This is a genomic window from Pseudogracilibacillus sp. SE30717A (genome assembly GCF_037071985.1).
GTDB lineage: Bacteria > Bacillota > Bacilli > Bacillales > Amphibacillaceae > Pseudogracilibacillus.
The window spans coordinates 27,549-45,618 of the sequence record NZ_JAXHDF010000014.1 but is presented as its reverse complement, the minus strand read 5'-3'; the positions used below and the strand labels follow the sequence as shown (position 1 = coordinate 45,618).

Sequence of the window (18,070 nt, the reverse complement as noted above, 5' to 3'; positions counted from 1 at the left end):
GAGCCGAATATCCAAATGAAGAGTGAAATTAGTAATCTATTAAATATTACTTACCCAATTATTCAAGGTGGAATGGGGAATATAAGCAATGCAAAATTGACAGCGGCTGTATCAGAAGCGGGCGGCCTTGGAACGATCGGCTGTGGGACAATGGAACCGTCCGAAGTAGAGAAAATCATTTTGGAGACAAAAAAATGCACGAAAAAACCGTTTGCCGTAAATATTGCGATTAATGTCACACCACATACCGATGCGTTAATCAAAACAATTATCAAACATAAAGTACCGGTCGTCTCCTTGTCAGCCGGAAATCCAGCTCCCTATATCCCTATTCTGAAGGAAAATGGTATCAAAATACTTACCATTGTCGCTGCTGTAAAACACGCCGTAAAAGCAGAAGCTGCCGGAGCCGATGCCGTTGTTGCGGAAGGATTTGAAGCTGCAGGAATAAACTCAAATTTAGAACTAACTACAATGACATTAATCCCACAAATCGTCGACCGAGTAAACATACCAGTCATCGCTGCAGGAGGAATTGGCGATGGTCGCGGACTTTCTGCCGCACTCATGCTTGGAGCTTCTGGTATCCAGATGGGAACGCGTTTTATCGCAACAAAGGAAGCACCTTTTCATGAAAACTATAAAAATGCCATCCTGCAAGCGACAGACACTTCGACAAAAATTATCGGACGAAATGTAGGACAAACGCGTAGAGTAGTAGAAAATGAGTATGCAAACAAAATCAGTCAATTGGAAGCCGATGGAATGACGGCGGAAGAATTTTGGAGCCTAACGACGGAAGCCCAGCATAGGAAAGGAGCTATTAAGGGTAATTTTACAGATGGATTTATTAATGGCGGGCAAGTTTCCGGTCTGATCAGCGATCTTCCTACTGTAGAAGAATTACTGACTGAAATGATGAGGGATGCACAGGCGCAAATAGAAAACGTGCGGATGTTGTTTTAATTTGCCCGCTGCCTTACGTATGTTCCTTCTCTGTATGAATAATTTATAAGAAAAAAGAGTGCGATAATCAAAATTTTCGCACTCTAAAATATCTATATTAAATTTAATTAAAGATGAACAATATATGAGTTAACCGAGTATTATTCTGTTTTTAAAAAATTTTGGGCAGACAAGCCACAACATTAGTTTTATACTTACTTGCTGGTTAAATTCGGACATCGTTAATTCACAAGTTTATTTATATACCCCTTCCGAATAAAGAAAAAGCTGATTATAAACAGTAGTAAAAATATACCTAAGCCAATTGCCGTTAGTTGATAAAATGCCAATGAGATATAGTTATGCATGCCAAGCAACGTTGCAAATAAAATAAAAACTGCAATTGTAAAAGGGATAAAAATTAAGGTAGTCAGCTCTTTTGTCACAACAGATGATAATTCTTTCATGGAAAAACCAATTTTTCTTATGCCCGAAAATTTTTCTCTTTCTCGTTCAAGCGATGTTTGGAGGTAAAAATATAGAATACTCAATGCCGCGCTCATAAAAATCAGACTAAGCATAAATCCAATGAAGAACATAATGCTTTTTACAAACTTCTCTGTCTCATATAATTCAATTTTAGAAGTCATTAAGCGTATATCAGGTTCTGTAGTAATTTTTGATAAAATAGTATTCGCCACATGGGCCTTGTTTGTCCAACCATCCAATTCATAAGCAAATATTTTATAATCTGGATACTCAATTGTTTCATATACTTCATCAGGAACGATATAATATACATTTTGTAACCCGGATGTTAAAATATTTCTCTTTTCTATACCTGTAAATTCAAGGTTTCCAAATGGATAATCATGAATGGATTCTTTGTTTGGGTCTACCCCTTCATGACCAGCTGCAACAAAATACTCATTATTTTTTAACGTTATTGGCTTATGCTGACCAAGCTGATTGAAATTCGTAACGGACATAAAAGCAATCCTACGCTTGTCATCAGTTTTAAAGGCAGAATAGTATGCTTCATAATTACCTGCTTTATCTAAGGTCGCTTCAATAAATGTTATATCTTTCTGAGCTTCTAATTCGTTTCCGGGAAATGAAGTATATTGGAAACTATAAGGATATAACATTTCCGTTTTTTCCTCTACATTGTAGTAAGAGCTGTAAAGTACGCTTGTACAAACAAAGGTACCTAATAGTAAGACTGTTAATAAATAAATGATATGGGCATGTGAACGCCCTCTTGCCTTTAAGTTAGAAACAAAAAGCATATTAGTTTTCCTAAAATACGATGGTTGCTTTTGCCATACACGAATGGCTAATAACATTCCTTGTGTGACTGTAAAGTAAATGGCCAATAATAGACTGATAAATAATGCAATGTAGGAGAGAGTTCCAAAGGATTCCACCCAATTCATTTCCTTTATCATAGAAAAGAGCAAGAATACACTCACGATGATGAATAGTATCAGTTTAAATGGTTCAAGTTTAATCAGTTTTTCCTGTGTAATGTCTGCTTTTAATAGGTGAACAATTTCTTCTTTTTTAATCATATATGTCATAAATTTAGTAACAATCAAGAATAGAAGAGTAAATAAAACAATCGTTATTAAGATGGCTTGAATTGGCACATACATGCCAAAGATTTCCGCACGTAATATCTTTTTGGCAACCATTAAATATAAAGGTGCAATAACAAGCCCACACACGATAGCTGTAATAATCGCTGCACCAGCAATGATCATATTTTCTCTAAAAAACATTTTGCGGATTTGCTTCATGGAAGCACCCATCATCATAAAGGTGCCTAGCGTTTTCGTTTTCTTTTTCAAAAAAGCGAACAACGAATAGATGATAAAGACAATCGAAAAAACATAAATAAAAAAGCTAGCTAGCAACATTGTTACTCCTAGTGTGCTTGTTGTATCCATTTTCGCCAACATTGGATGAAAAGCTGTAATTGAAAACAGGAAAAAAACTAATATAGAAAATATACTGCTTAAAAAGTAAGAAATGTATGTCGACTTATCCCGTAAAATATTTTGAACCACAATATGATTAAAACTCATGCTGGCCACCACCTAGAAATGTGAGTGTGTCCATAATTTCTTGGTAAAATTGCTGTTTGTTTTTGCCTCGATGTATCTCATTATAGAGGATACCGTCTTGTATAAAGATGACACGACTTGCAAAACTAGCAACGTATGCATCATGTGTCACCATTAAAATGGCTGTATTAAAGGTTTTATTTATCGATTCAAATAACGTCATCACACTATTCACAGATTTAGAATCCAAGTTTCCAGTCGGTTCATCTGCTAATAATAATTTTGGATTATGAATAACCGCTCTTGCAATCGCCACACGTTGCTTTTGACCGCCAGAAATTTCAAACGTTCGCTTTTTTAATATTTCCTCAATCCCTAAAAAGTCAACGATTTTATCTAAACTCTGTTTCATTTCTTTCTCGGATACAGAGTCTAGTGTTAAAGGAAGTAATATATTCTCCTCTACTGTTAATGTATGAACAAGGTTAAAATCTTGAAATACAAAGCCTAATTCTGTACGCCTGAACCTTGCTAATTCATCATCATTTAATTTATACGGATCTTTTGAATTAATTATTATTGAACCATTTGAAGGACGATCGATAGTGGAAATGCAGTTAAGGAAGGTCGTTTTCCCACTGCCAGATGGGCCCATCACAGCAACAAATTCTTTCTCCCCTAAATGAAAATCAATGCCTTTTAATGCTTTATATGTGATTTCTCCAGTATATTCTTTTTGTAGTTGCTTTACATGCAAAATTGTATCTGTCATACGGTTTCACTCCTTGGTGTCCTTTGATACATTTAGTATAAACAAACCGTTCTCCCGATAAAATCTTTGAACATGACAGCAATATGACAAATTTGTCATATTCAATAACGGCTGCCTTTTTAGCAACCGTCTACACTCCCGGAAAAATCAATCATAAACATCGTTTCATTATGAGCAGAGGATAACTTATATGGATGATGCAGCGTAGAGAGTATTTTTTTGACTAAATAGAGTCCGATACCAGTCGCTTCACCTTGGGTACGTCCCTTTGTTCCAGTGTAAAACAATTCAAATACACGGTTAATTTCACTTTCTGGTATCGCTTCGCCTTTATTTTTGATCCATAACTGACCATTTTCATAACGAATGAGAACGAAGGATTTCTTTTCACCATATTTGACAGCATTACTTAATAGCTGGTAGATAACAACTTTAAGCCATTTACGATCAGAATAAATTAAGATATTTTCTTCAATTGTACTTTTGGGGTATACTTCCATTTCAATAAAGAAATCTTTTAAATCGTTAGCCACTTCTTTGACAATACTCTTTAAGGATATCGGTTCAATCTTCAGATCAGCTAATAATTGGGATGATCGGCTATAGGTTAATAGTTGATTTAAAGAATAATTCACTTTATCGCATTCTTTTTTTACCTTTTGCCATTCAAGTAGTAAATTTGGTTCTTTTAATTGATTCGTTTGTATAAGTAATTGAATTACGGAAAGTGGTGTTTTCATTTGGTGAACAGTTTGGGAAATCATTAGTTGCTGTTCATGTAAGAAATCTTTGTGTTCATCCTCTTTTGAAATAAAAAGGGACTGAATTAACTGCATTTGTTTTGCATATGCCTTTTCAACAAGAGCTTGGGGATGGTGAATCAATAAATCATTTTCTCCTAATTCCTTTCCATTCAAATGTGTATACATTTTTTTGCGTCGAATATATCGAAATAAAAGAAGAATGGCTAATAAAATTATAGATAAAAAGATAAAGTAGGCATAATGATTGCTAAAGTCATCTAGTCGATGAATAACAATTGGTAAGCAAATCATCGTTGTAATGTAAAGAATTATAAAGCTTACATGATCACGTAAAAATAGCTTCATAAGCTTTTCTCCGTTAGTTGATAGCCAATCCCTCGGATAGTTGTTATTAACAATGATGAATGAATAGCTTCTAACTTTTTACGTAATCGAACAATATTGACTGTTAGTGTATTTTCTTCGACGAATGTCTCATCATCCCAAATGGCTGTAAGAAGCTGCTGCCTTGTCACAACATTCGGAAATGCTTCAAAAAGCATAGAACATAACTGAAGTTCCTTTATTGTCAATATTGTTTCGTGTTCGGGTGTAAATAATCGAACAGTATCCAAATTTAAAGTTGTATTTCCCTTTTTCAACATTCGAGTTTGCAAATCATTCGCATATTCCCCATATACTCGACGAATTTGTCCATTTATTTTTGCTAGAACTACATCCATTAAAAAAGGTTTTGTTATGAAGTCATCTGCCCCATTTTCAATACCATACACTTGATCTAACTCACTCATACGGGCAGAAAGTATCGTGATGGGACAATTTGATACTTGCCTAATTTTTCGGGACCAATAATAGCCATCAAAGGCGGGAAGATTAATATCCATTATGACAAGATGCGGTTGGAATTCTTGGAAAGTATCAAGTACCCTTTCAAAATCCTCTACAATATGGCAATCATAATTATATTTTTCAAAATGATTCTTTAATGTGTTCGCAATATTCATTTCATCTTCAACGATTAATAGTTTAAACATTACTTCCTCCTGTGTATCGGTGACGAATTTACTTGCTTCTATTTCGATCCACTATTTTATTATTATAGAGGAAATTTGAATTAACTTTCAATGAGATAAACTTTCGGACCATTTAATGGAATAAAGGCCTTATGGTAATAATAAAGAAATATTCTAGTATTAATGACTTGCTTAAATACTTGAAATATCATTTAAAAGGATTTCTTCTATAAAAGAACATGCCTTACGAAATAAAACTCGGTTTTCCTATATTTAAGGAAACCCGAGTTATGATGATACTCTATATAATGTTTGATGCACCGCCATCAATGACGAATTCAGACCCTGTTGAAAACGACGATTCATCAGAAGCTAGGAATAAAACTAAGTTTGTCACTTCTTTCGGATCACCCATTCTACCTAGTGGGAACATCGAACTTAATTCTTCTTTTGATGCCTGGGTTGCTTCTTGTGCATAATCTGCCATACCAGTTGTAATATATCCTGGATGGATAGAATTAATTCTGATGCCTTTTTGAGAATACTCTGCTGCTGCATCCTTCGTCATCACACGAACAGCACCTTTACTTGCCCCATATAGAACATGATTAGCAGACCCCATCAATCCAGCTAAGGAAGAGGCATTGATGATAGACCCAGATTTATTTTTCTCCATTTCAGGCAACACATGCTTCATACCTAAAAATACGCCTTTAACGTTAATATCCATGAGCTTGTCCCACGTCTCCACATCCGTCTCTATGATCGGCTTAATGATATAAATACCAGCGTTGTTGAATAGGATGTCGATTTTATTAAATTTATTCACCACTTCAGAGACAACCATTATCCAATTATCTTCACTCGTTACATCATGTTTTAAGAATAGTGCATCCCCATTGGCTTGCTTAATTTCATCCAAAACTTTATTACCATCGTCCTCATTGATATCTGTGAATACAACCTTAGCTCCTTCTTCCGCAAACTTGATTGCCGTCTCTCTACCAATCCCTGCTGCTCCTCCTGTAATTAGCGCAACTTTTCCGTCTAGTCTACCCATAGTATACCTCCTAATTTTTTATCGTAGATAGTATACCTCAATGTTGTTTTTCTAAAACAATGCAGGTCATTGGGCAGTAGTAGCGAAAACATGCTTTTTTAGGAGAGTGATGGAGGTATACATGAATATACAGATCACAGTATAACAAATGAAAGAGTCAGTTAAGTCTACTCTTATAAAACAAACGGGCAAAAAATTAGAAAAGGTTCACCTCTGCTCATTTTACATTAAGAGCTGTTTAATGAAATAGCGAAATTCTAATCAGCCTTTGATATAGTTATTAAACTGCTGTTATTCACAGAAGCAAGAATAGGAGAAGGGATATCAATACTTTTCCAAGTCAAAATTTGCTAAGTTTTTTGTTGGTGGGACCTTTTTATATAGTTGCATAGATTTAAATGATAACTTTGCTCTTGAATCTCCAGTGGCGTCATCTTTTATAATCGAATACAGTTGTTCATCAACAATAAATTACGCTATTGGAGTCGATATTATGAAAAAAGAAAAATTGTTAAACAGGATATTGGCAAGTTTAATGCATCTTTTCTCATTATTACTAACTTTTGTTTTGCCTATATTGGTATACTTGGGAACAAAGGGAAGAAATAAATACTTTGCAGATCATGCAAAAGAGGGCATGAATCTCCACTTTACATTTTTTCCTGTTTTTTTAATTTTAAATTTAATCTCTCTAAGATGGAGTGTGTTATCAACCTTTTCTTATGGTCTCATTACAATTGAGGCAATATTAATTTTAATTGCGGTAGTTTATACATTAATGGGAAAAAAGTTTTCTTATCCTGTTATCCGTTATTTCAAAGTTTAAAAGATAGGGACCATTAGTAAATAAAGATATGAGGTGAGGAACGTATGGTAAAAGAAGGTTTATTTACTATTGGAGAATTTATGCAAAAGTCTGGCGTCAGCATTAGAACTCTTCGATATTATGATAGTATGGACTTGATTAAACCAAGTGACTATACAGTGGGCGGACATAGGTTATATTCAAAAGAAAATTTATCCACTCTTCAACAAATTAAATCTTTGCAATTTCTTGGTTTTTCCTTAAAAGATATTAAAAACATGCTCCAAAAAGACACTGCTAAGGGTTCAGATTTATTGAAGTCATTAAAAGATCAAAAGCAGATATTTGAAGCAAAAAGGCGTGAAATCGATAATATTTTATCTGATTTAGATCATCTTATTGAAACAATAGAAAACGAGGAAACTGTCAATATCAACATATTCTGTATGATGCTACAAAAACTAATGTTTGAAGAAGATACAAAAAAATGGTTTGAAGACCACTTCGCCAAAGATATAACCGATGAATTACTTGATATGAATAAAACCGATGAAATTGATTTAGATAAAAGATGGGCTAAAATTTTATCTGATATCAAACATTTAACGCTTGTCGCAGCCATACCATCCTCCAAGAAAGCACAACATATAATCGAATCACTGATGGAACTTATGAAGGAAACTACGAAAGGAAATTTGAATTTAATTGTGGAAAAACTGGTACCATCAGATCCCTTTCCATTTCCTAATCCTTTCACAGAAAAGGAAGTAGAATTTTTAAAAGAGGCTATGGAAATCTATCAGAAAGATAATTCCGGCTTCTAGAGGAGAAAGTAAATTGCTCGTGACTTAGTATGATAGTTTTGTTTAGGCTGCTACTCCCTTTTTCGAGATAATTGCAAGTGTAGGTGACAGGAAATTTTTATAGTTTTAAACAGAGAGGAGAGCCAATATGGAAGTAGTATATTTTGCGGGCGGCTGTTTATGGGGAGTACAAGCTTTTATTAAAACTTTACCCGGAGTTAAATTTACAGAAGCAGGAAGAGCTAATGGAACAACTCATACACTTGAGGGTGCATATGATGGGTATGCCGAATGTGTAAAAACAGAATTTGATCCGACGGTTGTAACAATCAAGGAATTAATGGGATATTTCTTTGAAATCATTGATCCATACAGTTTGAATAAACAAGGGCAAGATGTTGGCGAGAAATATAGAACGGGAGTTTATAGTGAGAATCCTGAACACTTAAAAGAGGCTAGGGCATTCCTTAGTGAGAGAAATGATTATGACCTTATAGTTGTTGAGGTATTACCTCTTACAAACTATGTGAGAAGTGCAGAAGAACATCAAGATAGATTAGCTAGATGTCCAGATGATTATTGTCATATTCCAGAAGAAATATTAAATAGATATAAATAATGAAAAAATAAAATTGGTTTATGGACTCCATAGTTTCGGAGTTACTTTTACCATATCATCAAAGTTGGAGAGAATTTGGAATAATACTTCAACTGAAGAATATAATGGTATAATATACTCGATCATAACTAAAATCGCTAATGTATGAGTCCATTCGTAAATAAAGAGGTGTTCACAGATGAGAAAAATAAAACTAAGTCAAATAAACGAAAATATTGAAACGAATCTTCCAGCTGTAAAAAAAAATATAAACAGTGAACACGGATTGCGAACTAACTCCAAAAAACGTAGAACTAAGAACAAACAAAACCTATTGTTAGAAATTACAAGGGAAACTTTAGAGAACGCCAAAAAACAAGGTAAATATAAAGTGATTGGAGAAAGGAAGTTATACTATGACCCGACTTAGAAAACTAAAAGAGGGCTAATACTGAATAGGATTACTTCAATAATTTTCGGATAAAAAAGACGACCCTACCAAGGAATCGTCTTTTTTTCGTTCTTTTAAGAAAAAATCTCATCGATTTCTTTAATTTCCTGCTCAGACAGTTCAACATCTAACGTTTTTAAATTACTGTGCACCTGATCTTCACGCTTGGCTCCAGGGATGACAACATCAATTGCGTCACGCGTCAAATACCAAGCGAGTACGACATGAGCCACCTCAGCATCTTTGGCTTCTGCGATTGCACGTATCTTTTCAATATTGGCCAGATGATTCTTAAATGTTTCCCCTTGGAATTGCTCCATATTTTTGCGAAAATCTCCTTTAGCAAACTTCGTGTCCTTCGTATACTTTCCGGCAAGAAGGCCAGATGCAAATGGAAAATATGGCACAAATGAAATATTGTTTTCTAGCGTATAAGGAAAAATTTCGTTCTCATTTTCTCGCTCAATTAGATTGTAAAGTCCTTGGTATACATTTACATAGCCATCTCGGTTTGCCTCTTTTAACTGCTCTAATGAAAAATTTGATACACCGATTGCCCGGATTTTCCCTTCATCCTTCAACTCTTTCAGTGCACCTACTGCTTCATATTTTGGCGTGTCTTCATCGGGAAAATGAATATAAAACAAATCGATATAATCGGTACGCAGCCGTTTTAAACTATCCTCGACTGCCTGCTTTAAAAAGGCAGGTGAATTATCGAAGACTGTTTTTTCCCCAATAAATTTATGTGCCGCTTTTGAAGCTAGGACAATATTTTTCCGTTCTTTTGTTTCTTCGAGCACTTCTCCGATAATTTCTTCCGAACGCTTTGGACCGTAAGTAAATGCAGTATCCCAGAAATCTACTCCATGCTCAATCGCCGTTTTTAAAAAGGCTCGACCATCATCATCTGTAATATTCGGATAATATTTTTGTCCTCCAACTGAATTCGTACCAAGTCCAATCGGATTCACTTCTAAATCTGTACCTCTAATCATTACTTTTTTTGTCATTTTATCCCTTCTTTCTAATTATTCTCTTGGTTTCATCATATAGGTTGCCAGGCCAATTGCAATTTCTTCGCCTTGATCATTCTCTATGACTGCTTCGCCGACAACGAGTGATTTCCCTTGTTTGACTACTCGCCCTTTAGCAATTAACTTTTCTCCGATAGCCAGGCGTAAATAATTGACTTTCATTTCAACCGTCACACCGCCCATCCCTTTTTCAACTTGCGACCTGAGGGCAGCTCCAACAGCCGCATCGACAAGACTTGCAATCACTCCGCCATGAACCGTTTTCCGACTTTGTGTAATTTCATGAATAACGGGCAGTTCGAGAACAGAGTGACCATTATTAAGTTCAACTTCTTTTAAGCCGATATGATCCCAGTATGGGTTATTACTCATTATATTTTCACTCATCGAATCTTCCTTTCTATTAAAACATCGGCGTATATTTTATAAAACTTTCAGGTTGATAGTATGTAGAAATAGTAAGCGCACTCAATATTCTCTTCTTGCTAACTTATTATCTTTTACTCTCCAAATAATCCGCTTCTTCTTCTTTTGTCAATAATCTAGTGGCTTCTCCTATAGTTCCACCTTGCATCTTCCAAATCGTATTATGATCATCGACGGCATGCGAAAAATTACCATCCGCCCAGCGTGTTAAAATTTTTTTATACACTTCTTTATGTTGTAGAGGTTCTTTTGTTTTATCTACGCTTTTGAGTAACCAGTCAATCCGTTCATCTGTGATTTCAATTAATCCCCATTTTGCTTCAGCCTCTATTTTTTGATGAGACATTTTATGAATGAAATCTCTCATCACCTCTTCAGTTACTTCTTCCTGTTTCATTGTTGTATTAAAAGGGTTTTTATCTTCATCTCCCTGTTCATTCAGTAAAATCGGTTCTTCTTCTCCCTCATCTTGAGGAGATTCTGTTTCAGTTTCAGCTGGTTCTTCCGTAATAGGTTGTTCAGAAGTTGTTAAATCCGTATAAACGATATAAGTAAACCATCCAATTAATGCTACAATCACAATTATGAAGGTCCATATTATCTTCTTAAACATAGATACCACCTCTCCCTCACATCCATTGTAGCATGTTTTATAAGATGAAAAAGAGGACAAGTTCCCCTGTCCCCAGCCTTATTTTATACCCAATACCGAAACGCAAACTGAACCTGCAAGTAAGTCACATTGCTTCTGACTCGATATTACTTTAAATAAAGAACATTCTCACCCTAATCTCTTCTATTCCCAGCTAGGTACTAATTCTTGTGTTAATTGAATTGCTTCACGTAATTTTTTAACCGGAATTTGACCTGGAGCAGATAACTCAACACCGACACCAAACGTAATAATTGAACCATAAGCCCAGCCAACGATACGGCTTAATCCGCCAAGATCGCCCATTGACATTGTCACTACAGGTACTTCAAGCATATCATCAATTGTTTTTGTTACTTCAAGCAAACGAAGTACATCTTCTTTTGAGTTTGGCATTACCGCAAACTTTGCTATATCCGCTCCATAAGCCTCTGCCTGACGAGCACGTTCAATGATCTCGTCATTATCCGGAGTAACTTTAAAATTATGATAGGATAAAATTAGTTGTTTATTGTTTTCTTTAGAAATATCACGTAATGTTTTTACATACTTATCTTCATTTGACGTTTCATAATCAACGAAGTCGACATCCGTTTGTTTACAAACCTCGCTAATTAAAGATACTTTATCTTCTTCAGTTAACGTAATTTTTTCTCCACCTTCATGCTCTGCACGAATAGTAAATAATAATGGGATATCTGTTTTACCTTTGATTTCTTGAACGAGTCCTAATACAAGTTCAACATCAGCTAAATCTGTTAAAAAATCTGCTCTCCATTCAATAAGATCTGGCTTCTGTGGCAGAATTTTATCTAATTGCTCAAGAATTTCGACCTTTGTTTTCCCTGTTAAAGGGGTACAAACATATGGCGCTTTTTTATTTACAAAAATTTCTGTAGTCATCTTGTTACACTCCGTTTCATTTTTCCTTATCGATAGTATACCATAACCCTAGTAGCTATTAACTTTCTCCTGACGAGGATGTTTAGCAAAATACTCTTTCGCTGTTACGAGACAACGGCGAGCAAATTCTTCGTAACCAAGCAATTCAGATTGACGTTTATTTGGCAATTCAATTGAATATGGCACTTGTGGGATACTATTAATAATACTAGCTACATCAATACCGCCCTCCCCGACATATGAACGAGCTTCTCGTACGATGCGAACCATTTCATCCCGATCAGACGGAATGACACCAGGCGCATCACAGAGATGGAGAAAACGGAACCATTCTTTAGGTACTTTTTTCAAATCTTCAACTGTATCATGCGCACGATGGAAATGATGGATATCAATCATAAGCCCAGCATTCGCTTTATTAACTGTATTTAAGACGTCCATTACACCAGCTAAATTTGAAACGCTTGCAATTGGCACATACTCTAACTCAACAGTTAGTCCATACTGAGCAGCTAAATCACAAAGCTTTGCAAACTTCTCAATTGCTTCTGCTTTATTATCTGTCCATATACTACTCAATACATGACGTCCACCAAGCTCGGCAGCCACTTCCATCTCAGGCTCATACTGACTCGGATCAATGCCATCTGCGATCCGTGCAAGTTCGATATCTAGTAATTGTAATCCAGTATCTTTTAATGCTGTTTTTGTATCACGAAGAAGTACTTTATTTTTAGCTAAAGAAAAATTTGGTTCACCCGGTAAACCCATATAAATCGGACGTAAACTAACAAAATCATACCCCGCACGTGAAGCCATATACGTCATTTCTGGCGGCGGTGTGTTCAAAACTGTTAAATATGCTAATGAAAACTGAGGTTGTGTCATGAAAATCCTCCTTTTATTTTAAAAAGTAATTAACATGTTGGATCGATCTAATTTTAGTTAAAATTATTTATAACATTTGAATGGTTATCTTCTTTTTGCGTTTAGATCGATCTAAAATGTAAGCGTTAAAATTATAATACAATATTAAAACTAAAATATCAATAATTTGTTTAAGTGCTATCACAAAAACAAGGCACGTCTTCCTGCCTTGTTCATGGAATAATTACCTCATCTCTTTGAGATGCATCGATCGCTAAAATAATTCCTGTCACTAAGTGTAAAATCCAACCAACTAATGGAATCCAAGCTAAGCAAGATGTTACAATTCCGAATATGTTCCCAACCTTTGATGTTTGAGCATTTATCGCTATAACAAGTGATGTAATATGTATCCCTAACATAATAATAAGAGCAATATACCCAGTGCTAATTACGATAGATCCACCAACAATAGGAATAGCGAGAAACAGTTCTAGTCCGCCAGAAACCCACTTCATAATCCTGGAAATCGACAACTAGTTTCCCCCCTCTCATTAAAACTGATTTATATATTGATATGTTTAAGCAACACTGCATGATAAAAATATATCCAAATAGTAGTCCATATGTTTCAAACTGTCAAATAAGTCTAAGATACTATTTTTATGATAAAAGAGGCTGTGACATAAATAAAGCTAGCACTTAAAAGGAATCTCCCTATCCATAAGAAAATAAATGCCTACAATGACTCCAATCAGAACAAAGTTAACATTTTGCTTCATTATTCTCCTACTAAAACTTTTGACTAATATATCCCTATTAGTTATACAAGTTTGCAGCTGTTGTTCCTTACGAAGTAGTTCGATTACTGGTAATCGAACAAGTTTGGAGCTGTTAGTCTTTATGAAGTAGTTCGATATATTTTCTATCTTATCTCCTCCACGCTAATAAGTTACTTCTCTTGGGATTTTGATGAAGGGCTAACAAAGACTAGTCTTAAAGCACTTATTTTATGATCTCTAACAGGCTCTCTAATTTATTTATTTCGTAAGTAGGTTTTAGAGAGGTATTGTTTTCCTTGTACTTAGGATTGAACCAACAAGTATCAATACCATAGTTAACCCCACCTTGAATATCGGAAGTCAATGAGTCACCGACCATAAGTACATTGTCTTTATCTGTAATCTGCAGCTTATTAAAAGCATAATCAAAAATTTCTGTCTGTGGTTTTTGGAATCCAGTAGATTCAGAGATAATTATATGTTCAAATGCGCCTTCCAATGGAGATTTGTTAATTCTTGATTTTTGTACATCTGTGTAACCATTCGTAATAATTGCTAAACGTTTATGCGAGAGATCACGAATGACTTTTTCAGCTTCTTTGACGAGATGCGTTTGTACTCCAAGAAATTTTAAATAATCTTGATTGAATACAACTGCGTCAATATCAAGTTCATGTTCTAAAAATAATCTCCTAAATCTCTCTGACCCTAGTGCAACAAGGCTCATTTTTCCATCTTCTAAATCTCTCCATAAAACTTTACTAATTTCTTGGTAACTTTTTTCGTACAGCTTCAAGCTATTTAATAAATTATATTTATCAAAGACTTTATTAAAAGCCTCTTGCTCCGACTTAGTAAAATCAAAAAGTGTATCATCTACATCAAAAAATATAATATCGTATTTTTTCATTTTCTCCCTACTTCCTGATACTATTTAGGGTACCTAAAAAGTATCCTGCCTGAAAAGAAACCATTTGTTGAATACTAGTTCTTCACCCCCTATTTTACCATTAAGATCCTTTCGCTAGAAAGCGGGGGGGGGCTCTCATATCTTTTGTATCTTTTTTGTTACACAATCGCGCCCGATTGCTTAAATATGGAGTATCGCAAAAATGAATTATTTACCCCAGTCAATCTCCATTGCACCCATCATTTACACATAAATATAAAAAGACCACACGACTAAAAACATACTTACTAATCCCCACACCGTCGCTCCTACTATCCACCAAATAACGAGTTTAGTTGATGTCTGTTTGCCTTCCATACTGTCCTTGTTTTCTATTGCTAAAGCAACTCTTGCCTCCATGCTTTTTTTCATTGAAATAAGGACAAAAAATCCTACTACGATAAAACCAACCGCTAACCAAAGTAACAATTTCATTTTAACACCCCATTTTTTATAGGTTACTTTCTACCTCAGTTCTCCTGAAAGTTGATGAATGCCAAAGAATCAGCTTTTAACTTTGCATAAATCTACTAAGTAGAACTAAAGTAAATATAATTACAATACATTGAATTAGCGAAATTATAATATCTTTTTTCCAAGTTTTTTCCGAAGTATACTTCTGTCCGTATCTATGTATCATTCTAATAAAAATCAAACAAACTAACCACAATGAAAGAAACTGAAAAACACCCATTACAAAATCGAAATACTTCATATTTCCACCTTTCATTATCTTTACCCTCAACGATTCAAGGTCAATTTATCGCAACAAGATTTCCACCTAGTGAGAAGAAGACTATACCAACTATATCCTTATATGCGATAAAGGGTGCAATCCCTTATTAAACAATTGCACCCGTTTCCTGAAAGAATGCCTAAAAAAGAGGTTCTTCTTCATTTGACAGTTCAACAAAAAAAGGATTAATTATAAAAACTGATGGAAGCAAGACTAAAAGTGCAAATATGGATACATATGAAGGACCCAAGAAAAGATTACCCAGCATTATTATGGCGACTATTACAAAAGGAATTAAAGTACTTCTTTTCCTCATGCGAGCAGTTAGATATTGTTTTTCTTTACAATAAGGACAGGTCATTCCACCACCTAATGTAAAAGACCCCTTAAAGGTTTGTTTCCAACTCCATTTATTGTGGCAGTTCTGACAAGTTGGCATTTTATTCACTCCTTGTTTTGCAAATGACTCAATAAATTAAACCCTTTTGTCTAAAGACAAATATCTGAAAAATTCTTTAAAGTTCATTTGAACTCCTCTTCTAAAATAGCGTAATAATATTCATCCCACCATTCATTATCTTTTGGAATACATTTTTTAAAAAAGCCTTCTCTCCTCATTCCAATCTTCTCCATAACTCGGTATGATGGAATATTCTCAGGCTGACAATTAGCTATAATCCTATGTAAGTTCATTTCTTTAAAACCATATTCCAAGAGGGCCTTTGCTGCTTCAGAAGCATATCCTCTATTTTGGTATTTTGAGTTAAAAACCCATCCAATCTCATAGGTATGCTCACCAAAATATTTTTCAAAAATAATATGCCCGATAACAATATCTTCATCTAGTAATACTACAGGAAATTTATCAGCATTATCACCTGTGTTTTTATTTACAAACTCTTTTGCATCTTCTTCAGTAAAAATCCCTTCAGGTATATACTTCATAACATTAATATCTGACGTATACTCATATACAGCTTGCCAATCTTTCAATTCAAATTCTCGGATCAATAACCTTTTTGTTTTTATATGCATTACACAAACTCCAATCAGAAATATTCCCCTAAACCATTAATGTTCCACAATGACCTTTAAACAACCGAGCTCAATTATTTAATTTTTTTCAAGCACCCACATTTTTGATACATCCTGATAACCCATTTTTAGATATAAAGGATGCCCCATCAGACTAGAAATAAGTACACTCTGAACAGCGCCTTCCTGTTTGGCATCAATAAGCATTTTTCCGCAAAGTGCTTTGGCCATTCCTTTACCCCTATGTACCTTCGAAGTAAATACATTATCTAAAAACACGGTTTTATCCAGTAGTGCATAGCTTCCATGAGATGTGGGATGACCGTTTTCCTCAATCACGTAAAAATACAGATTTGGATCATTTAATCTTTTAAGATCGATTACAGGCTTATTGAAAAAGTGATTGATACGTTGTGATTCTTCCTCCGTTTTCACGCATTTGATGGTCTTGTTTTCTGTTTCAACAGACCAGTTATCCAAATTTAAAATCATAAGAAACTCTGTACTTTTGATGGTATATCCCTCAGCTACATAATTATTTGGTTCTTTATCAGATAATACAGTAATCCAATAGTCTTTTTTTATGTCTAGTTTATTTATGGTATACATAACGTGAGCGGGATTTGAATTATAAACGATAAATTCATCAGTTCTGCCAGCAACATTTTTACCAAAAGCAAGATGTTTTATAGATTCGTATTCATTTACTTTGGAACCAGGTTGGCGACTACAGTAATACTCACCTTGAACAAAAAAATCTACAACTTTTTTCAACTCCGAATTTTCCCCCATATAATCCATTCCTCCAATCACATTATAATTATTCAATCATTTAACCCGTTACAAGTTCTTTGTATTACCTATTTTACCATTAAAATCTTTTCCCTTGAAAGTTTGTTTTCAGCTCGAATTAATTTATCGCCTTTTTTTATGCTAGATCACGTAAATATTCAGACCAAAAGACAATACTATTACTAATGATGGTGTCATTTTTTTTATGGATATAGTCCATTCTGCTAAATAGTGAAGGAAATTTTGCAAACATAACTACATCTTTTTTAGAAAAGTTTTACAAGAAGGTTGAAAAGAAAACAGAAGAAATTCTGGACTGACAAGGATTTGGGCATGAAAAGACCCCGAGTACGCAAATGTTTATTCGCACGAAAACGGGGTCGAACGAGCAGACGTTTTTTCTATTTCATCTTCTCTGGTAACAAACGGATTGATTCATTCAGCACATCAAGTTTTCCTTCAATACGATGTAGTAAATAAAATGTAATCGCAATAGGAAAACTGAGTTCTGTTATAAATGTCACCCATGTTTCCATATTAGTTCCTCCTCACTTTATTAAAAACAGACCAGAGTGATCGTGACCCTGGTCTGTTTTATTCAAACATATTGAGTT

General features: G+C 34.7%; 22 protein-coding genes. 5 read left to right on the top strand and 17 right to left on the bottom strand.

Going from position 1 to position 18,070, the window contains the following annotated elements; all coding sequences use genetic code 11:
• The first annotated feature begins 15 nt into the window (after nucleotides 1–15).
• Nucleotides 16–966 (top strand): NAD(P)H-dependent flavin oxidoreductase, encoded by a 951-nt coding sequence (locus SPD48_RS18205; RefSeq protein ID WP_336259563.1) that lies wholly within the window; start codon nucleotides 16–18, stop codon nucleotides 964–966.
• 221 nt (nucleotides 967–1,187) lie between these two features.
• Here SPD48_RS18205 and SPD48_RS18200 read toward each other — a convergent pair whose 3' ends face one another.
• The 5 genes from SPD48_RS18200 to SPD48_RS18180 all read right to left on the bottom strand — a co-directional run bounded on the left by SPD48_RS18200 (nucleotide 1,188) and on the right by SPD48_RS18180 (nucleotide 6,620).
• Nucleotides 1,188–3,032, bottom strand: a complete 1,845-nt coding sequence (locus SPD48_RS18200) for an FtsX-like permease family protein (protein ID WP_336259562.1) — start codon at nucleotides 3,030–3,032, stop codon at nucleotides 1,188–1,190.
• Entirely contained in the window at nucleotides 3,022–3,783 is a 762-nt protein-coding gene (locus SPD48_RS18195) for an ABC transporter ATP-binding protein (RefSeq protein ID WP_336259561.1), read from the bottom strand. Before SPD48_RS18195 ends, SPD48_RS18200 begins: the two co-directional genes overlap by 11 nt.
• A gap of 119 nt (nucleotides 3,784–3,902) precedes the next feature.
• Nucleotides 3,903–4,892 (bottom strand): sensor histidine kinase, encoded by a 990-nt coding sequence (locus SPD48_RS18190; protein ID WP_336259560.1) that lies wholly within the window; start codon nucleotides 4,890–4,892, stop codon nucleotides 3,903–3,905.
• On the bottom strand, nucleotides 4,889–5,581 hold the full coding sequence (locus tag SPD48_RS18185; protein ID WP_336259559.1) for a response regulator transcription factor: 693 nt from the start codon (nucleotides 5,579–5,581) through the stop codon (nucleotides 4,889–4,891). Before SPD48_RS18185 ends, SPD48_RS18190 begins: the two co-directional genes overlap by 4 nt.
• Before the next feature lie 280 nt (nucleotides 5,582–5,861).
• On the bottom strand, nucleotides 5,862–6,620 hold the full coding sequence (locus SPD48_RS18180) for an SDR family NAD(P)-dependent oxidoreductase (protein WP_336259558.1): 759 nt from the start codon (nucleotides 6,618–6,620) through the stop codon (nucleotides 5,862–5,864).
• Nucleotides 6,621–7,113: 493 nt separating this feature from the next.
• Between SPD48_RS18180 and SPD48_RS18175 the strand changes: the two genes are divergently transcribed.
• The 4 genes from SPD48_RS18175 (at nucleotide 7,114) to SPD48_RS18160 (ending at nucleotide 9,256) form a co-directional block, all read left to right on the top strand.
• Nucleotides 7,114–7,446, top strand: coding sequence for a DUF4870 domain-containing protein (locus SPD48_RS18175; protein ID WP_336259557.1), 333 nt, complete (start codon nucleotides 7,114–7,116; stop codon nucleotides 7,444–7,446).
• Nucleotides 7,447–7,490: 44 nt separating this feature from the next.
• Nucleotides 7,491–8,249 (top strand): MerR family transcriptional regulator, encoded by a 759-nt coding sequence (locus SPD48_RS18170; protein ID WP_336259556.1) that lies wholly within the window; start codon nucleotides 7,491–7,493, stop codon nucleotides 8,247–8,249.
• 127 nt (nucleotides 8,250–8,376) lie between these two features.
• Entirely contained in the window at nucleotides 8,377–8,847 is a 471-nt protein-coding gene (locus SPD48_RS18165; protein WP_336259555.1) for a peptide-methionine (S)-S-oxide reductase, read from the top strand.
• 178 nt (nucleotides 8,848–9,025) lie between these two features.
• Complete coding sequence (locus SPD48_RS18160; protein WP_336259554.1) at nucleotides 9,026–9,256, top strand: hypothetical protein; 231 nt, start codon at nucleotides 9,026–9,028, stop codon at nucleotides 9,254–9,256.
• 95 nt (nucleotides 9,257–9,351) lie between these two features.
• On the opposite strand, the gene SPD48_RS18155 is transcribed toward SPD48_RS18160, so the two are convergent.
• From SPD48_RS18155 to SPD48_RS18100, 12 genes are all read right to left on the bottom strand, one after another.
• Nucleotides 9,352–10,290 (bottom strand): aldo/keto reductase, encoded by a 939-nt coding sequence (locus SPD48_RS18155; protein WP_336259553.1) that lies wholly within the window; start codon nucleotides 10,288–10,290, stop codon nucleotides 9,352–9,354.
• An 18-nt stretch (nucleotides 10,291–10,308) separates the two neighbouring features.
• Nucleotides 10,309–10,701 carry a PaaI family thioesterase gene (locus SPD48_RS18150; RefSeq protein WP_336259552.1) on the bottom strand — a complete coding sequence of 131 codons (393 nt, stop codon included), beginning with the start codon at nucleotides 10,699–10,701 and terminating at the stop codon, nucleotides 10,309–10,311.
• Between the two features lie 106 nt (nucleotides 10,702–10,807).
• On the bottom strand, nucleotides 10,808–11,353 hold the full coding sequence (locus tag SPD48_RS18145; protein WP_336259551.1) for a DUF6241 domain-containing protein: 546 nt from the start codon (nucleotides 11,351–11,353) through the stop codon (nucleotides 10,808–10,810).
• Between the two features lie 183 nt (nucleotides 11,354–11,536).
• On the bottom strand, nucleotides 11,537–12,295 hold the full coding sequence (gene aroD, locus SPD48_RS18140; RefSeq protein WP_336259550.1) for a type I 3-dehydroquinate dehydratase: 759 nt from the start codon (nucleotides 12,293–12,295) through the stop codon (nucleotides 11,537–11,539).
• 48 nt (nucleotides 12,296–12,343) lie between these two features.
• A complete protein-coding gene (locus SPD48_RS18135; protein WP_336259549.1) occupies nucleotides 12,344–13,183 on the bottom strand; it encodes a sugar phosphate isomerase/epimerase family protein in 840 nt (279 codons plus the stop codon).
• Between the two features lie 212 nt (nucleotides 13,184–13,395).
• Nucleotides 13,396–13,698 carry a hypothetical protein gene (locus SPD48_RS18130; RefSeq protein ID WP_336259548.1) on the bottom strand — a complete coding sequence of 101 codons (303 nt, stop codon included), beginning with the start codon at nucleotides 13,696–13,698 and terminating at the stop codon, nucleotides 13,396–13,398.
• 469 nt (nucleotides 13,699–14,167) lie between these two features.
• Nucleotides 14,168–14,854, bottom strand: a complete 687-nt coding sequence (locus SPD48_RS18125; RefSeq protein WP_336259547.1) for a YjjG family noncanonical pyrimidine nucleotidase — start codon at nucleotides 14,852–14,854, stop codon at nucleotides 14,168–14,170.
• A 243-nt stretch (nucleotides 14,855–15,097) separates the two neighbouring features.
• A complete protein-coding gene (locus SPD48_RS18120; RefSeq protein ID WP_336259546.1) occupies nucleotides 15,098–15,328 on the bottom strand; it encodes a hypothetical protein in 231 nt (76 codons plus the stop codon).
• A 440-nt stretch (nucleotides 15,329–15,768) separates the two neighbouring features.
• Nucleotides 15,769–16,068, bottom strand: coding sequence for a TIGR04104 family putative zinc finger protein (locus SPD48_RS18115; protein WP_336259545.1), 300 nt, complete (start codon nucleotides 16,066–16,068; stop codon nucleotides 15,769–15,771).
• An 83-nt stretch (nucleotides 16,069–16,151) separates the two neighbouring features.
• Complete coding sequence (locus SPD48_RS18110) at nucleotides 16,152–16,664, bottom strand: GNAT family N-acetyltransferase (RefSeq protein ID WP_336259544.1); 513 nt, start codon at nucleotides 16,662–16,664, stop codon at nucleotides 16,152–16,154.
• 78 nt (nucleotides 16,665–16,742) lie between these two features.
• Nucleotides 16,743–17,456 carry a GNAT family N-acetyltransferase gene (locus SPD48_RS18105; protein ID WP_336259543.1) on the bottom strand — a complete coding sequence of 238 codons (714 nt, stop codon included), beginning with the start codon at nucleotides 17,454–17,456 and terminating at the stop codon, nucleotides 16,743–16,745.
• A 401-nt stretch (nucleotides 17,457–17,857) separates the two neighbouring features.
• Nucleotides 17,858–17,992 carry a YvrJ family protein gene (locus SPD48_RS18100; RefSeq protein ID WP_336259542.1) on the bottom strand — a complete coding sequence of 45 codons (135 nt, stop codon included), beginning with the start codon at nucleotides 17,990–17,992 and terminating at the stop codon, nucleotides 17,858–17,860.
• Between the last annotated feature and the right edge of the window lie 78 nt (nucleotides 17,993–18,070).

Excerpts from the sequence above, each read along its gene's own strand:
- SPD48_RS18205 (WP_336259563.1), top strand. The coding sequence starts at position 16 with ATGAAGAGTGAAATTAGTAATCTATTAAATATTACTTACCCAATTATT.
- SPD48_RS18200 (WP_336259562.1), bottom strand. The coding sequence starts at position 3,032 with ATGAGTTTTAATCATATTGTGGTTCAAAATATTTTACGGGATAAGTCG.
- SPD48_RS18195 (WP_336259561.1), bottom strand. The coding sequence starts at position 3,783 with ATGACAGATACAATTTTGCATGTAAAGCAACTACAAAAAGAATATACT.
- SPD48_RS18190 (WP_336259560.1), bottom strand. The coding sequence starts at position 4,892 with ATGAAGCTATTTTTACGTGATCATGTAAGCTTTATAATTCTTTACATT.
- SPD48_RS18185 (WP_336259559.1), bottom strand. The coding sequence starts at position 5,581 with ATGTTTAAACTATTAATCGTTGAAGATGAAATGAATATTGCGAACACA.
- SPD48_RS18180 (WP_336259558.1), bottom strand. The coding sequence starts at position 6,620 with ATGGGTAGACTAGACGGAAAAGTTGCGCTAATTACAGGAGGAGCAGCA.
- SPD48_RS18175 (WP_336259557.1), top strand. The coding sequence starts at position 7,114 with ATGAAAAAAGAAAAATTGTTAAACAGGATATTGGCAAGTTTAATGCAT.
- SPD48_RS18170 (WP_336259556.1), top strand. The coding sequence starts at position 7,491 with ATGGTAAAAGAAGGTTTATTTACTATTGGAGAATTTATGCAAAAGTCT.
- SPD48_RS18165 (WP_336259555.1), top strand. The coding sequence starts at position 8,377 with ATGGAAGTAGTATATTTTGCGGGCGGCTGTTTATGGGGAGTACAAGCT.
- SPD48_RS18160 (WP_336259554.1), top strand. The coding sequence starts at position 9,026 with ATGAGAAAAATAAAACTAAGTCAAATAAACGAAAATATTGAAACGAAT.
- SPD48_RS18155 (WP_336259553.1), bottom strand. The coding sequence starts at position 10,290 with ATGACAAAAAAAGTAATGATTAGAGGTACAGATTTAGAAGTGAATCCG.
- SPD48_RS18150 (WP_336259552.1), bottom strand. The coding sequence starts at position 10,701 with ATGAGTGAAAATATAATGAGTAATAACCCATACTGGGATCATATCGGC.
- SPD48_RS18145 (WP_336259551.1), bottom strand. The coding sequence starts at position 11,353 with ATGTTTAAGAAGATAATATGGACCTTCATAATTGTGATTGTAGCATTA.
- aroD (WP_336259550.1), bottom strand. The coding sequence starts at position 12,295 with ATGACTACAGAAATTTTTGTAAATAAAAAAGCGCCATATGTTTGTACC.
- SPD48_RS18135 (WP_336259549.1), bottom strand. The coding sequence starts at position 13,183 with ATGACACAACCTCAGTTTTCATTAGCATATTTAACAGTTTTGAACACA.
- SPD48_RS18125 (WP_336259547.1), bottom strand. The coding sequence starts at position 14,854 with ATGAAAAAATACGATATTATATTTTTTGATGTAGATGATACACTTTTT.
- SPD48_RS18120 (WP_336259546.1), bottom strand. The coding sequence starts at position 15,328 with ATGAAATTGTTACTTTGGTTAGCGGTTGGTTTTATCGTAGTAGGATTT.
- SPD48_RS18115 (WP_336259545.1), bottom strand. The coding sequence starts at position 16,068 with ATGCCAACTTGTCAGAACTGCCACAATAAATGGAGTTGGAAACAAACC.
- SPD48_RS18110 (WP_336259544.1), bottom strand. The coding sequence starts at position 16,664 with ATGCATATAAAAACAAAAAGGTTATTGATCCGAGAATTTGAATTGAAA.
- SPD48_RS18105 (WP_336259543.1), bottom strand. The coding sequence starts at position 17,456 with ATGGGGGAAAATTCGGAGTTGAAAAAAGTTGTAGATTTTTTTGTTCAA.
- SPD48_RS18100 (WP_336259542.1), bottom strand. The coding sequence starts at position 17,992 with ATGGAAACATGGGTGACATTTATAACAGAACTCAGTTTTCCTATTGCG.